This window comes from Bradyrhizobium sp. IC3195 (assembly GCF_020193585.1).
GTDB classification, from domain to species: domain Bacteria; phylum Pseudomonadota; class Alphaproteobacteria; order Rhizobiales; family Xanthobacteraceae; genus Bradyrhizobium; species Bradyrhizobium yuanmingense.
This window is the reverse complement of record NZ_JADYVG010000017.1, coordinates 86883-101076: the sequence shown is the minus strand read 5'-3', so window position 1 is coordinate 101076 and position 14194 is coordinate 86883. Positions and strand designations below refer to the sequence as shown.

Genomic DNA, 14194 nt, shown 5'->3' with positions numbered 1-14194 from the left:
AGCCGTAAGCAACTGGCTTGCGGAACCTGTTCAGCGAGTCCCCCGCCATGAATATCGATGCGTCGTCCCCCGATTCGCTCGAGCGAATCGCCGAACTCGTTCGTCGGCAAGATAGTTCTCTCGACACCACGCTGCTTCCGCCGGTGGAGGGGTTCCAAACCAGGACCGTCGCGCTCGAAACACTGATGCGCGAGGTGACGGAGTGCCTGGCGGACGGCTTCCGGCATCGCTCGCCGCAAGACTTTCCCATGCTCTATTTTGCATGCGGCAAGGCGCGCGTCGGATCGACGGCCCTGAGCAATCTGTTCGGCATGACCGGGATGCCTTCCTACTATCAGCCTTTGAAGGCCATGCTGCGCGATGCGCTCGTCGGCAAGAGGCCGGCGCCGTGGGCCGTGCCGTCGGCAGACGACGAGCCGCACATCTTCAGCAAGGAAACGATCGGGCCCTACGTGCTCGCCGAGAGCCTGTTCAATCCGCTCAAGCTGCTGATCGAGGCGGGCTATCCGCGGCACCGGCTGCATCTCATCATGCTCGACCGTGAGCCGGCGAGTTCACTGGCATCGTGGCTCGACAAGCTGATCTCGCGCGCGCCTGAAGATGTATTGCTGCGGCACTATGTCGTCGCCGCGCTCAGCGCGGCTCAAGTCGCAAGCTACGCCCAGCGACAGGGCGTTGCCGTCACTCACTACGTCTACGAGGTGAGCAAGGAGGCCGTGTCCTCGGTTCGTGTCCTGTTCGAACGGATCGGCCTTTCGGGCAGCTTCAACGAGAATGCCGTGACGTCCTGGCGTGAGCCGGGAGACTCGCACGCGAACAATGCGCGCGTCATCTTCCCGAGCGAAGCGACGATCTACAAGGTGCCCAATTTGCACACCTCCGACAGTGCCTATCGCTACCAGCGCCGTGCGACGGCCTCTCTGAGCGAAGCGCAACGCGAGGCTCTGGAGCGCTGCGGGGTCAATGATGCCTATCGCGTCGCGGTCGCCGCCTGTGTTCGCGATCTCGGCCTGAATGCGGCACTGTCGCAACGTCTGTTCGGCGACTGGTTTGCTGCGGCTGCGTGATGGTCATGCTGGACGTTCCCACCGGAGCCGATTCCGCACTCCGTGAAGGTGCTGGCGGCAAGCAGCGTCACGTCGCCAGCCACCTCCGCCGTCTGGAGGCGGAAAGCATCCACATCCTGCGAGAGACGGCGGCCGAGTTCCGCAAGCCGGTCATGCTGTATTCCATCGGGAAGGATTCCTCGGTGCTGCTGCATCTGGCGATGAAGGCCTTCGATCCCGGCAAGCCGCCGTTTCCGCTGCTGCATGTCGATACGACCTGGAAGTTTCGCGAGATGATCGCGTTTCGGGACCGACGCGCGCGCGAGCTCGGCCTCGACCTGATCGTCCATACCAATAATGACGGATTGAGCCAGGGCATCGACCCTTTCACCCACGGCTCGGCCCGCTACACCGACGTCATGAAGACGCAAGCGCTGCGACAGGCGCTGGACTTCCACGGCTTCGACGCCGCGATCGGAGGCGCGCGGCGCGACGAGGAGAAGTCGCGCGCCAAGGAGCGCGTGTTCTCACACCGCAGCGCTGCGCATCGCTGGGATCCGAAGAACCAGCGGCCGGAGCTGTGGGGCTTGTACAACACGAGGCTCGCGCCCGGCGAGAGCATGCGGGTGTTTCCGCTGTCGAACTGGACCGAGATCGACGTGTGGGACTACATCCTGCTCGAGGACATCCCGATCGTTCCGCTCTATCTCGCAGCGGCGCGCCCCGTGGTCGAGCGCGACGGAGCATTGATCATGGTGGACGACGACCGGATGCCGCTGCAGCCCGGCGAGGAGCCGCAATCGCGCTCCGTCAGGTTTCGCACCCTCGGCTGCTATCCCCTCACCGGTGCAACGAGCTCGACGGCGGCAACCCTGCCCGAGATCGTGCAGGAGATGATGGCGTCGCGCACCTCCGAACGACAGGGACGCATGATCGACCGGGACAGTCCCGCATCGATGGAGCGCAAGAAGGCGGAAGGTTATTTCTGATGTCCTATCACGAGGCACCGGCGATCGCCGCCGCCGATGCGCCGCAGCTCGAGCAAGACGATCGCCCGACGTTGCGTTTCGTCACCTGCGGCAGCGTCGACGACGGCAAGAGCACGCTGGTCGGTCGGCTGCTCTACGATTCGAAGACGCTGCTCGACGACCAGCTCGACGCGCTCGCCTCGGAGAGCAGGACCGCCGGCACCACCGGCGGCGACCTCGACTTCGCGCTGCTGGTCGACGGGTTGCAGGCCGAGCGCGAGCAGGGCATCACCATCGACGTGGCCTACCGCTTCTTCGCCACGAAGCTGCGCCGCTTCATCGTCGCCGACACGCCGGGACATGCGCAATATACGCGCAACATGGCGACCGGTGCCTCCAATGCTGATCTCGCCGTGGTGCTGGTCGACGCGCGCAAGGGCGTTATCACGCAGACGCGGCGTCACAGCCACATCCTGTCGCTGCTCGGCGTCCGCCACGTCGTGCTCGCCGTGAACAAGATGGACCTGATCGGATTTGACGGCGATCGCTTCGCTTCCATCACCGCCGAATACCTGACTCTGGCCGGTCAGCTCGGGATCTCCCAGGTCCAGTGCATCCCGGTCGTGGCGCCCGACGGCGACAATATCGTCGCCGCGAGCACGCGCATGCCCTGGTACGAGGGACCGACCGTTACGGCCTATCTGGAATCCGTGGACGTGGCCGGGGACACCTCGCAGCAGCCGTTCCGGCTGCCGGTGCAATGGGTGAGCCGGCCGCATGCGGATTTTCGCGGCTTCTGCGGACGGATCACGAGCGGAACGATCTCGGTGGGCGATGCCGTTCGCGCGCAACCGTCGGGACACCAGACCCGCATCGCGCGCATTCTCACGCCCGCCGGCGAGCGCAATCACGCAAGGTCGGGCGAGTCCATCACCCTAACGCTCGCCGATGAGATCGACGTCAGCCGCGGCGACGTGCTGACCGCCGGATCTGCAGCGCCGGTGTCGGATCAGCTCGCGGCCCATCTCGTCTGGTTCGATGGCGAGGCCATGGTCGCCGGCCGGCGCTATTTGCTCCGGTGCGGTACCGCCTCGACCGGCGCGGTGATCACGGAACTCAAGCACCGGATCGCCATCGACACCATGGCGCGGGAAAGCGCCGCCACGCTCGACGTCAATGAGATCGGCTATGTCCATCTCGATCTCGACCGCCCGCTGGTGTTCGAGGCCTATCGCGACAACCGCGAGATGGGCAGTTTCATCTTGATCGACCCGATCAGCCATCGCACTGCCGCGGCGGGAATGATCGACATGTCGCTCCGCCGCGCCACCAACGTTCATTGGCAGCGGCTTGCGGTCGACAAATCCGTGCGAGCCCGGCTGAAGCAGCAACGGCCCTGCGTGCTCTGGTTCACGGGGCTGAGCGGCGCCGGCAAATCGACCATCGCCAATCTCGTCGACAGCCGGCTCGCCGAGCTCGGGCGCCATGCCGCGTTGCTCGACGGCGACAATCTTCGTCACGGCATCAACCGCGACCTCGGCTTTTCCAACGCGGAGAGAACGGAGAACGTCCGGCGCGTCGCGGAGATCGCGGGGCTGTTCGTCGATGCCGGCTTGATCGCGCTGGTGGCGGTGATCTCGCCGTTCCGCAGCGAGCGCCAGCTGGCGCGCCAGCGGCTCGAGGCGGGCGAGTTCATCGAGATCCATGTCGCGACGCCGCTTGCCGAATGCGAGCGCCGCGATCCCAAGGGGCTCTATCGCAAGGCTAGGTCGGGCCAGCTGCCGGCATTCACCGGCATCGATGCCCCCTACGAAGCGCCGCTGGCGCCCGACATCACCATCGACACCTCGGAGCTGTCGAGCGAGGCGGCCTGCGAACGCATCATCCGCTACTTGCGAGCGCACAACTACCTGTGACGACCGGGACGAGATCTGCCGGCGTTATCCAGCCGCTCCGACTGCAAGCTCAGAAGTCGGAAGCGATGCCCTTGCGCTCCCAATCGCCGTAGCGGGTGGGCTCGGGCCCCTTCGGCCCCTGCAGCTCCTTCGCCTTGGTCTTGTTCTTGGCCTCATCCTTGGCCTTGGCGGCCGCAGCCTGCCGGCGCGCCTCGGCCTCGGCCAGCGCGCGCTGGGCGGCCGGCGACAGCGGCTTGCGATCGGGAACGGGGTCACTCATCGCCGCGCTTTCTAGCGCAGGACCGGGCACAACGCGATGCCCAATAACGCATTCCTGAAATCGGCTCGGAGCGCTGAAAAACCCGCAAGCGATTCTTACATTTGGCATATTCGCGTGTCAGAGATCGCCTTCTCAAGGCATGCGCCCATCGCGGCGGAACTGCCGCTCGTTCAGAACCTTGCTTCCGCATGCCATCTCAACGTTTCGTCCCTCCGTCCGAAGTGCCCGGCCTTGCGGCGCGACGGATTGCCGCCGACATCGTCGACGGCGTGCTGCACAAGCACCGCACGCTCGACGACCAGCTCGACGGCGGCGGTGCCCATCCCGGACTGAAGACGCTGGCCGACCGCGACCGCGCGCTGATGCGGCGCCTGGTCGCCACGGTGCTGCGCCGGCTCGGCACGCTCGGCCATGTGCTGTCCCGCCTGCTCGACAAGGGCGTTCCCTCCGACGCGCCACGCGCGCAGAGCGCACTTTTGATCGGCGCCGCCCAGATCCTCTGGATGGACGTGCCGGATCACGCCGCGGTCGATCTCTCCGTCCGCCTCGTGCAATCCGACCGCCGCGCCGCGCGCTATGCCGGGCTCGTCAACGCCGTGCTGCGCCGCTGTGCGCGCGAGGGCAAGGCGCTGGTCGAGGAGGTCGCGACGCAATCGCTGGATCTGCCGCCATGGCTGCTCGCGCGCTGGAGCGCTCATTATGGCGAGGCGACCGCACGAGACATGGCATCAGCGCTCGGCCACGAGCCCTCGCTCGATCTCACGGTGAAATCGGATCCCGCCCAATGGGCAAGCCGCCTGCATGGTGAGACGCTGCCGACGGGAACGGTGCGGATGCTGCTGCATGGTTCGGTGACCATGCTGCCCGGCTTCGCCGAAGGACAATGGTGGGTACAGGACGCCGCTGCTGCGTTGCCCGCCCGGCTGTTCGGCGATGTCAAAGGCAAGTCCATTGCCGATCTCTGCGCCGCCCCCGGCGGCAAGACCGCGCAGCTGGTGCTCTCGGGCGCGCAGGTCACGGCGATCGACCGCTCGCCGGCACGGGTGGCGCGTTTGCGCGAAAACCTGGCCCGGCTGTCGCTGCAGGCCGAGACCGTCGTCGCTGACGCCGTGGAATGGGCCGGCCCGGCCGAGGCCTTCGACGGTATTCTGATCGATGCTCCCTGCACCTCCACCGGCACGATCCGCCGGCATCCCGACGTCGCATGGCTGCGGCAGGACTCCGACATCGCGACCCTGGCCGCGCTCCAGCAGCGGCTGCTGCGCAAGTCGGTGTCGCTGCTCAAGCCGGGCGGGACGCTGGTCTATTGCACCTGTTCGCTGGAACCCGAGGAGGGCGAGCAGGCGGTGGCCGCACTGCTCGCCGCCGAGCCCGCGCTTCGCCGCGCTCCGATCGTGGCATCGGAGGTTGCGGGCCTCGACGAAATCCTCAACGGGGACGGCGACCTGCGCACCCTGCCCTGCCATCTGCCGAACGCCGATCCCAGGCTCGGCGGGCTCGACGGATTTTTCGCGGCCCGGCTCGTTAAATCCTGATTTTGCACTGGATTTTGCGACCACGACCCTGATTCGCGCCGTTCAAGGTGGTGTCAGGCGTCCGATTTTGGGATTAATAAGGATTCGTCACTGATCCTCTCCCCCATCAAGGCAAGGCGTGTCGGTCGCTCAACGCAGACGTATCTCGACGCTGGTCATGAACCGCTTCGCGCGGAACATGCTCGCGCGCGCGAGCGGCGGTTCCGTTGTGCTGTCGCGGGTCTGGCCCGGCCGCACCGACCGGCTGATCATCGCGCCGCATGACCTGCGGACCGCGGATGCGACTCGCGCTGCCGAGATCTATGCCGGTCGCTTCGTCTTCGCCGGCAAGATCGTCAATTGCCATGGCCGCTCGATCTTCGACCTCGAGCCGCCGTCGGAGGATTGGGAGGTTGCGCTGCTCGGCTTCGGCTGGCTGCGGCACTTGCGCGCCGCCGATACGGCGCTGACGCGGGCGAATGCGCGCGCGCTGATCGAGGACTGGATCTCGAATCCCGCCAACAAGCGCCGCCCCGTCGCGCGCCGCGCCGACGTACTGGCGAGGCGCGTGATTTCGCTGCTCTCGCAGGCGCCGCTGGTGCTGAGCGAGACCGACAACAAGTTCTACCGCCGTTACTTGCGGGCGCTGGCGCGCGAGATCCGCTTCCTGCGCTACACCATGGTCGACATTCCGGACGGGGTGCCGAAGCTGCAGGTGCTGATCGCGCTGTGCTATGCGTCCCTGTGCCTCGCCAACCAGACGCGTCACATCCGCAGCGCCTCCAAGAAGCTGTCCGACGAATTGCAGCGGCAGATCCTGCCCGATGGCGGCCACATCTCGCGCAATCCGGGCGCGCTGATCGAGCTCCTGATCGACCTCTTGCCGCTGCGGCAGACTTTTGCCGCGCGCAATATCGCGCCGCCGCCGGCCCTGCTCAATGCGATCGACCGCATGATGCCGATGCTGCGCTTCTTCCGGCACGGCGACGGCAATTTCGCCCTGTTCAACGGCATGAGCGCGACCTCGTCCGACCTGCTCGCCACGCTGCTTGCCTATGACGACACCCACGGCGCACCGATGGCGAACATGCCGCATACCGGCTTTCAGCGCCTTGATGCCGGCCAGACCACTGTGATCATCGACACCGGCCCGCCGCCGCCGGCCGGCGTCAGTCACGACGCCCATGCCGGCTGCCTCTCGTTCGAATTGTCGTCCGGCATCAGCCGCATCGTCACCAATTGCGGCATGCCGACCACCGGCCGCGACAATTGGCGGCCGTTCGCGCGCAGCACGGCGGCGCATTCGACGCTGACCTATCATGAGTCGTCGTCATGCCAGTTCGTCGAGATGTCGGCGATGAAGCGGCTCCTGCACGGCGCGCCCGTCACCAGCGGCCCGGTCGAGGTCGAGAGCTATCGCGAGGTCGTGCAGAACGGCACGCTGCTCACGACCTCACATGACGGCTATCTCGCCAAGTTCGGCGCGATCCACCGCCGCGTGCTGATGATCGCCAATGACGGCGCGCGCATCGACGGCGAGGACGCGCTGTCGCCGCCGCAGGGCGGACGCTTCAAGGGCGCCGATGCCGATTTCGCGCTGCGCTTCCATCTGCATCCCGCAGTGAAGGCAAGCCGGCTGTCGGATGCGCGCGGCGTCATGCTGGTGCTGCCGAACCGCGACGTCTGGACCTTCGAGGCATTGGACGACAAGGTCGATCTCGAGGACAGCGTGTTCCTGGCCGGCAATGACGGCCCGCGCCGCACCGCCCAGATCGTGATCCGTCAGAACGCCCGCCAGGCGCCGTCGATCCGCTGGAGCTTTGTCCGCTCCACCGCCTCGCCCGCAGTGACCAATGCCCGCCGCAACGCCCGGCGCGAGCCGGAACTTCCGTTGTAAACAGGCGCGATCCGGCCCTATCTACCCGTTGAGAGCGACGCCAAAAGCTGCTATCGAGCGCTCGCTCGCGCGACTGGCGACCTTGGATGGAGCACCATCGGGAAGCGCGGGACATATAAGCCGCGCGCCTGGGCATAGACACTCCCTGAACAGAGGATCTTGCTCATGACTGACCGTCCCCGCCGCGTCACCCGCGCCCTTCTCTCCGTCTCCGACAAGACCGGCCTGATCGAGTTCGCCAAGGCGCTCGCCGCGCACGATGTCGAGCTGGTCTCGACCGGCGGCACCGCGAAAGCAATCGCCGCGGCCGGCCTTAAGGTGAAGGACGTCTCCGACCTCACCGGATTCCCCGAGATGATGGACGGCCGCGTCAAGACGCTGCATCCGAAGGTGCATGGCGGCCTGCTCGCGATCCGCGACAATAAGGACCATGCGGAGGCGATGAAAGCGCACGGCATCGCGCCGATCGACCTGCTCGTCGTCAATCTCTATCCGTTCGAGGCGACCGTCGACAAAGGCGCGGGCTTCGAGGATTGCATCGAGAACATCGACATCGGCGGCCCCGCGATGATCCGCGCCGCCGCCAAGAATCACGACGACGTTGTCGTCGTGGTCGAGGCGCAGGACTATCAGGCCGTGCTCGACGAGCTTGCCGCCAACAAGGGCGCGACCACGCTAAAGCTGCGCCGGCGGCTCGCCGCGAAGGCCTATGCCCGCACTGCGGCCTATGACGCCGCGATCTCGAACTGGTTCAACCGTCAGCTCGAGATCGACGCGCCCGACTTCCGCGCTTTCGGCGGCAGGCTGATCCAGTCGTTGCGCTACGGCGAGAACCCGCACCAGACCGCCGCATTCTATGCGACGCCGGACAAGCGCCCCGGCGTCTCGACCGCGCGGCAGCTCCAGGGCAAGGAGCTCTCCTACAACAACATCAACGACACCGATGCCGCCTATGAATGCATCGGCGAGTTCGACGCCAAGCGCACCGCGGCCTGCGTCATCGTCAAGCATGCCAATCCCTGCGGCGTCGCCGAAGGGCCGAACCTCGTCGAGGCCTATCGCAGGGCGCTGGCCTGCGATTCCACCTCGGCCTTCGGCGGCATCATCGCGATGAACCGCGCCCTCGATGCCGATACCGCGCGCGAGATTACCAAGATCTTCACTGAGGTCATCATCGCGCCCGATGCCAGCGAAGAGGCGATCGCCATCATCGGCGGCAAGAAGAACCTGCGCCTGCTGCTCGCCGGCAGCCTGCCCGATCCGCGTGCGCCGGGCCTGACCGCCAAGACGGTGGCCGGCGGCCTGCTGGTGCAAAGCCGCGACAACGCCGTTGTCGACGACATGACGTTCAAGGTCGTCACCAAGCGCGCGCCGACGGATGCGGAGATGCGTGATCTGAAGTTTGCGTTCCGGGTGGCAAAACACGTCAAGTCCAACACCATCATCTACGCCAAGGATCTCGCCACCGTCGGTATCGGCGCGGGTCAGATGAGCCGGGTGGATTCAGCGCGGATCGCCGCACGCAAGGCGCAGGATGCTGCCAGCGAGCTGAAGCTCGCCGAACCGCTCACCAAGGGTTCGGTGGTGGCCTCGGATGCATTCTTCCCGTTCGCCGACGGCATGCTCGCCTGCATCGAAGCCGGCGCCACCGCCGTGGTGCAGCCCGGCGGCTCCATGCGCGACGACGAGGTGATCAAGGCCGCCGACGAGCACGGCATCGCCATGGTGTTCACGGGAACGCGGCACTTCAGGCACTGAGTTGCTGTCATTCCGGGGCGCGCGAAGCGCGAACCCGGACTCCATTGTGCAGGGTCCCATGCGGAGAAATGGATTCCGGGCTCGCGCCAAGCGGCGCGCCCCGGAATGACGATGGGGATGCTAATCCCGCACCCGCATCAACAGCCCCAATCCCGCAACGAAGAACACCACCAGCACGGCCATGCCGGCCTTCTGGCTGGCGGTCAGCGCGGTGACCAGGCCGATCAGGAGCGGGCCGATGAAGGACGTCACCTTTCCCGTCAGCGCAAACAGGCCGAAATATTGCGCGATGCGATCCTTCGGCGCGAGATGGATCAGCAGCGTGCGGGAAGCGGCCTGGAGCGGGCCGCCGGCTGCACCGATCAGGCAGCCCAGCACGAGATAGGCGCGCTCGGCCGTACTCGAGAACAGGGCAGCGCCCGCTTGCGGCGGCGCGGTCTTGACGAACAGGACGCTGTCCTTGTCGACGAGGAGAATCGCGGCCACCGACAGCAGCAGGACCAGCAGGCTGCCGGCGATGACGCGCTTCGGCCCGAGACGATCATCCAGCTTGCCGCCGAACCAGGCGCCGAGCGCGCCGGCGATCGCGAGCATGATGCCGAACGTCCCGATCTGGATGGTGTGCCAGCCGAAGGTGCCCGCGGCATAGATGCCGCCGAAGGCGAACAGCGACACCAGACCATCGGTGTAGATCATGTTGGCGAGCAGGAATGCCGCGAGCGATTTCTGCCTCGGCAGACTCTTGATCGACTGCTTCAGCTCCGACAGGCCTTCGCGCAACGCCTCGCCCAGCGGGCGCTTCGCCGGATAATCCGGCGTGAACAGGAACATCGGCGTCACGAAGATGATGAACCACAGCGCGGTCAGCGGCCCCGCGGCACGATCGCCCTGACGTGTGAGGGGATCGAGGCCGAAGAGCGGCGTGACGCCGAGCAGCGTGCGGCCGGTCTCGGGATTGGCGGCGAGCAGGCCGAGCACGATGATCAGGCTGACGATGCCGCCAATGTAGCCCGTGGCCCAGCCGGTGCCGGAGAGACGGCCGATTCGCTCCGGCGGCACCAGCGTCGGCATCATCGCGTTGTTGAAGAGCGTGGCAAATTCCGCACCGACGCTGGCGAGCGCAACTGCGGTGAGCACAAGCGGAATGACCGCATGATCGCCGGGCTTGCCGATCCAGAGCGTGCAGGACGCCAGCACCAGCACCGTACCGAAACCTGCGATCCACGGTTTCCTGCGGCCCGAAGCGTCGGCGATGGCGCCGAGCACCGGCGACAACAGCGCGATCGCAAGGCCCGCGGCCGCCATCGCAAAGCCCCACAAGGATTGACCGGCGGCGGGATTTGGCGCAATGGCCGTCGCGAAATAGGGCGCGAACACGAAGGTCGTGATCAGCGTGAAATATGGCTGCGCGGCCCAATCGAAGAAGATCCAACTCACGACGGCGGCGCGCGGCGGATAGGTCCGCGCCACGCCGGCCATGCGCGCATCCGGAGCGATTGTCGTCATCACGCAGCACCCATCACGAACAGTTTTGCCTCTCTTAGAGCAAACGGTATAGCATTACAGTGACGGGTGTGAACCGGTGCAACGCCACGGCGGGAATTCGATGATGTCGTCATATTCGACACGGCGGAGATTTTTAGCCGCCATTGCCGTCCTGGTGCTCGGTCTCGCCCCTGCGACCGCTCAGGATGCACGGCAGGGCTATGTTCCGCCCGCACGCGAGGCAGTGCGCGCCGTCGCCGCCGAGCACGGCATGGTGGTGGCGCAGGAGAAGATCTCCGCGCAGATCGGCGCCGACATCCTGCGGCGCGGCGGCAATGCCATCGACGCTGCGGTCGCGACCGGCTTCGCGATGGCCGTGACCTATCCGCGTGCCGGCAATATCGGCGGCGGCGGCTTCATGGTGATCCATTCCGCCGATCGCAATGAAGACATCACGATCGACTATCGCGAAACCGCGCCGGCCGCGACCACGCCGCAGATCTTCCTCGGCGCCGACGGCAAGCCCGACGCGACGAAGTCACGGGATTCCGCGCTCGGCATCGGCGTGCCCGGCACCGTCGCCGGCCTTGCGCTCGCGCTCGAGAAATACGGCTCGGGTCAGTTCACGCTGGCGCAACTGCTGGCGCCTGCGATCGCGCTCGCACGCGATGGCTTCATCGTCAGCGACGACATGGCCGATACGTTGCCGGGCTGGCACCGGCGGCTGGCACGCTGGCCTTCTTCGGCCAGGATATTCTCGCGTCCGGATGGCACGCCGCTGGGCGAAGGCGATCGGCTGGTGCAGGGCGATCTCGCCGAAACGCTGGCGGCCGTCGCTGCACAGGGGCCGCGGGGATTCTACGAGGGGCCGGTCGCCGAGAAGCTCGCCAAGGCCGTGACCGATGCCGGCGGCATCATGACGCCGGCCGACCTCAAGGCCTATCAGCCGGTCATCCGCACGCCGGTGCGTGGCAGCTACCGCGGCTATGACATCGTGTCGATGCCGCTACCCTCATCCGGCGGCGTCGTGCTGATGGAGACGCTCAACATCCTCGAGGGCTTCCCTCTGGCCGATCTGAAGCAGGGATCGGCGGCGTCGCTGCATCTCTTGATCGAAGCCATGAAGCGCGCTTATGCCGATCGCGCCCGCTATCTCGGTGATCCCGCCTTCGTCAACGCGCCGATCGAGACCCTCATTGCGAAGGACTATGCCGCGAAGCTGCGCGCGCACATTTCCCCCGAACGCGCCACGCCGTCAAAAGAGCTCGTGGCCTCTCCTGCCGCGCCGCGTGAGGGCAGCAACACCACGCATTTTTCCGTCGTCGATGCCCGCGGCAACGCCGTCAGCAACACTTACACGCTGAACTTCAGCTACGGCGTCGGCCTCGTCGCCGACGGCACCGGCGTGCTGCTCAACAACGAGCTCGACGATTTCACCGCGGCAATCGGCGCCTCCAATGCCTATGGCCTCGTCGGCTTCGAAGCGAACCTTCCCGGACCCGGTAAGCGGCCGCTGTCGTCGATGTCACCGACCATCGTGCTGAGGGACGGCAAGCCGGTGCTGGTGACGGGCTCGCCCGGCGGCAGCCGCATCATCTCGACCGTGCTGCAGGTGATCGTGAACGTGCTCGACTACAAGATGGATGTTGCGGCCGCGGTCGCAGCGCCGCGGCTGCACCACCAATGGCTGCCGGATGAAGTGCGCGTCGAGCGCGGCTTTCCCGAGGGCGTGCTGCTCGAGCTGAAGGCGATGGGGCACCTCGTCCTCGAGCCGATGGGGCAGACATCTGCCAACTCGATTCTGGTGACGCCGAACGGAACGCTGGGCGCAGCCGATCCGCGCACGCGCGGCGCGGAGGCGGCGGGGCAGTAACCTGCTCCCGGAATGACGGGGTAAGGGAGCTTACCGCCCGACCTGATACGGCCCGCCCTTCTCCAGCGCGCGCGCATATGCAGGCCGGGCGTGGATGCGCTCCAGGAACGCCATCGCCTTGGGATGGCCCTGCTCGAGGCCGCCGCGAGCTTGGGCGGCTTCGAGCGGAAAGCTCATCTGGATGTCAGCCGCGGTGAACTCGCTGCCGGCGAACCATTCGCTCTTGCCGAGCTCGCCTTCCCAATAGTCCATGTGCTGCTTCAGCTGCGGATTGACCAGCGCGGTCAGCGCCTGGTTGCAGACCTTGCGCACCAGCGGGCGCAGCAGGGCCGGCGCACGCTTCGGCATCAGCGTGAACAGCAGCTTGAGCAGCAGCGGCTGCATCGCGGATCCTTCCGCATAGTGCAGCCAATAGGTGTAGCGCAGCCGCTCCGGCGTGCCCGGCGCGGGGATCAGCTGTCCGTTGCCATAGGTGGCGATGAGATACTCGATGATCGCGCCTGACTCGGCGATGGTGTTGCCGTTGTCGGTGATGACGGGCGATTTGCCGAGCGGATGGATGGCGCGCAGCTCCTTCGGCGCGCGCATGTCCGGCTGACGCTGATAGCGCACGATCTCGTAGGGAACGCCCAGCTCCTCGAGCAGCCACAGCACGCGCTGCGAGCGGGAATTGTTGAGGTGGTGAACGGTCAGCATCGCGGGGTCCTCAAGGCTTGGTCGTGGTCATCGGCCGCGCCGTTGGTGCCAGCCCGGGAACACATTGTCGAGCCGTCGCTGCAGATATTTTCACCCGGGTATATTGACGCGGCGAATTTACCCGGGTATTAAACCGGCAACGCGATCAATATGGCAATGATTCCAATGCAAGGGACCTACACAGCCTTCACCGGCCAGCGCCGGCTGGCCTCCGGCACTGCGGGCGACGTCGCGCTTGCCGTCAAGCGTGCCACGCAGCCGCTGGACCAGCCAATTATCATCTTCGACGACGGCACCGGGCGGTCGATCGATTTCGACCTGCGCGGCGACGACCGCGAGGTGCTGGCCCGGCTAGCAACGCTCATGCCGCAAGCCGAGACGGCCGAAGCACCCGCAGAGCCGCGCGGTCGCGGCCGGCCGAAGCTCGGCGTGGTCGCGCGCGAGGTGACCTTGCTGCCGCGGCACTGGGAGTGGCTCAACGCACAGGCCGGCGGCGCTTCGGTCGCGCTGCGCAAGCTCGTCGACGAAGCCAGGCGCGCCAGCGGCGACAAGGACCGCGAGCGGCAGGCGCGCGATGCGGCCTACCACTTCATGTCGACCATGGCCGGCGATCTGCCGCAGTTCGAGGAAGCCTCGCGCGCCCTGTTCGCGGATGACCGGCGACGCTTCACCGGCCTGATCGCCGACTGGCCGACCGACATCCGCGACCACATCGTCAAGCTCGCCTACAGCGACCGCGCTTAAACCGCGCGCCGCTTCTCACGCCCCATCGACGGCCGAGC

Annotated in this window: 11 protein-coding genes and 1 riboswitch; of the genes, 8 read left to right on the top strand and 3 right to left on the bottom strand. The window is 66.5% G+C overall.

Features of this window, described 5'->3' with window-relative positions:
• The first annotated feature begins 47 nt into the window (after window positions 1-47).
• The 3 genes from I6F09_RS26905 to cysN are packed head-to-tail and all read left to right on the top strand — an operon-like array spanning window position 48 to window position 3930.
• A complete protein-coding gene (locus I6F09_RS26905) occupies window positions 48-1067 on the top strand; it encodes a sulfotransferase family protein (RefSeq protein WP_225144191.1) in 1020 nt (339 codons plus the stop codon).
• Window positions 1068-1072: 5 nt separating this feature from the next.
• On the top strand, window positions 1073-2035 hold the full coding sequence (gene cysD, locus I6F09_RS26900; protein WP_225189457.1) for a sulfate adenylyltransferase subunit CysD: 963 nt from the start codon (window positions 1073-1075) through the stop codon (window positions 2033-2035).
• Window positions 2035-3930 carry a sulfate adenylyltransferase subunit CysN gene (gene cysN / locus I6F09_RS26895; RefSeq protein ID WP_225189456.1) on the top strand — a complete coding sequence of 632 codons (1896 nt, stop codon included), beginning with the start codon at window positions 2035-2037 and terminating at the stop codon, window positions 3928-3930. Before cysD ends, cysN begins: the two co-directional genes overlap by 1 nt.
• 49 nt (window positions 3931-3979) lie before the next feature.
• On the opposite strand, the gene I6F09_RS26890 is transcribed toward cysN, so the two are convergent.
• Window positions 3980-4189, bottom strand: a complete 210-nt coding sequence (locus I6F09_RS26890) for a DUF1674 domain-containing protein (RefSeq protein WP_036024240.1) — start codon at window positions 4187-4189, stop codon at window positions 3980-3982.
• Between the two features lie 188 nt (window positions 4190-4377).
• Between I6F09_RS26890 and I6F09_RS26885 the strand changes: the two genes are divergently transcribed.
• The 3 genes from I6F09_RS26885 (at window position 4378) to purH (ending at window position 9358) form a co-directional block, all read left to right on the top strand.
• Window positions 4378-5724, top strand: a complete 1347-nt coding sequence (locus I6F09_RS26885) for a transcription antitermination factor NusB (RefSeq protein ID WP_225189455.1) — start codon at window positions 4378-4380, stop codon at window positions 5722-5724.
• Between the two features lie 157 nt (window positions 5725-5881).
• A complete protein-coding gene (locus I6F09_RS26880; RefSeq protein WP_036002964.1) occupies window positions 5882-7600 on the top strand; it encodes a heparinase II/III family protein in 1719 nt (572 codons plus the stop codon).
• 59 nt (window positions 7601-7659) lie between these two features.
• A riboswitch (ZMP/ZTP riboswitch) is annotated at window positions 7660-7741 on the top strand.
• 24 nt (window positions 7742-7765) lie between these two features.
• Complete coding sequence (gene purH / locus I6F09_RS26875; protein WP_225189454.1) at window positions 7766-9358, top strand: bifunctional phosphoribosylaminoimidazolecarboxamide formyltransferase/IMP cyclohydrolase; 1593 nt, start codon at window positions 7766-7768, stop codon at window positions 9356-9358.
• 120 nt (window positions 9359-9478) lie between these two features.
• Here the strand turns inward: purH and I6F09_RS26870 are convergent, their stop codons facing one another.
• Window positions 9479-10864, bottom strand: coding sequence for an MFS transporter (locus tag I6F09_RS26870; RefSeq protein ID WP_036024247.1), 1386 nt, complete (start codon window positions 10862-10864; stop codon window positions 9479-9481).
• A gap of 100 nt (window positions 10865-10964) precedes the next feature.
• Here I6F09_RS26870 and ggt point away from each other — a divergent pair, with 100 nt between their 5' ends.
• Window positions 10965-12716 (top strand): gamma-glutamyltransferase, encoded by a 1752-nt coding sequence (gene ggt / locus I6F09_RS26865; RefSeq protein ID WP_225189453.1) that lies wholly within the window; start codon window positions 10965-10967, stop codon window positions 12714-12716.
• A 30-nt stretch (window positions 12717-12746) separates the two neighbouring features.
• On the opposite strand, the gene I6F09_RS26860 is transcribed toward ggt, so the two are convergent.
• Window positions 12747-13412 (bottom strand): glutathione S-transferase, encoded by a 666-nt coding sequence (locus I6F09_RS26860; RefSeq protein WP_057025807.1) that lies wholly within the window; start codon window positions 13410-13412, stop codon window positions 12747-12749.
• Window positions 13413-13562: 150 nt separating this feature from the next.
• Here I6F09_RS26860 and I6F09_RS26855 point away from each other — a divergent pair, with 150 nt between their 5' ends.
• A complete protein-coding gene (locus I6F09_RS26855; RefSeq protein ID WP_225157715.1) occupies window positions 13563-14156 on the top strand; it encodes a DUF2239 family protein in 594 nt (197 codons plus the stop codon).
• Window positions 14157-14194: the final 38 nt, after the last annotated feature.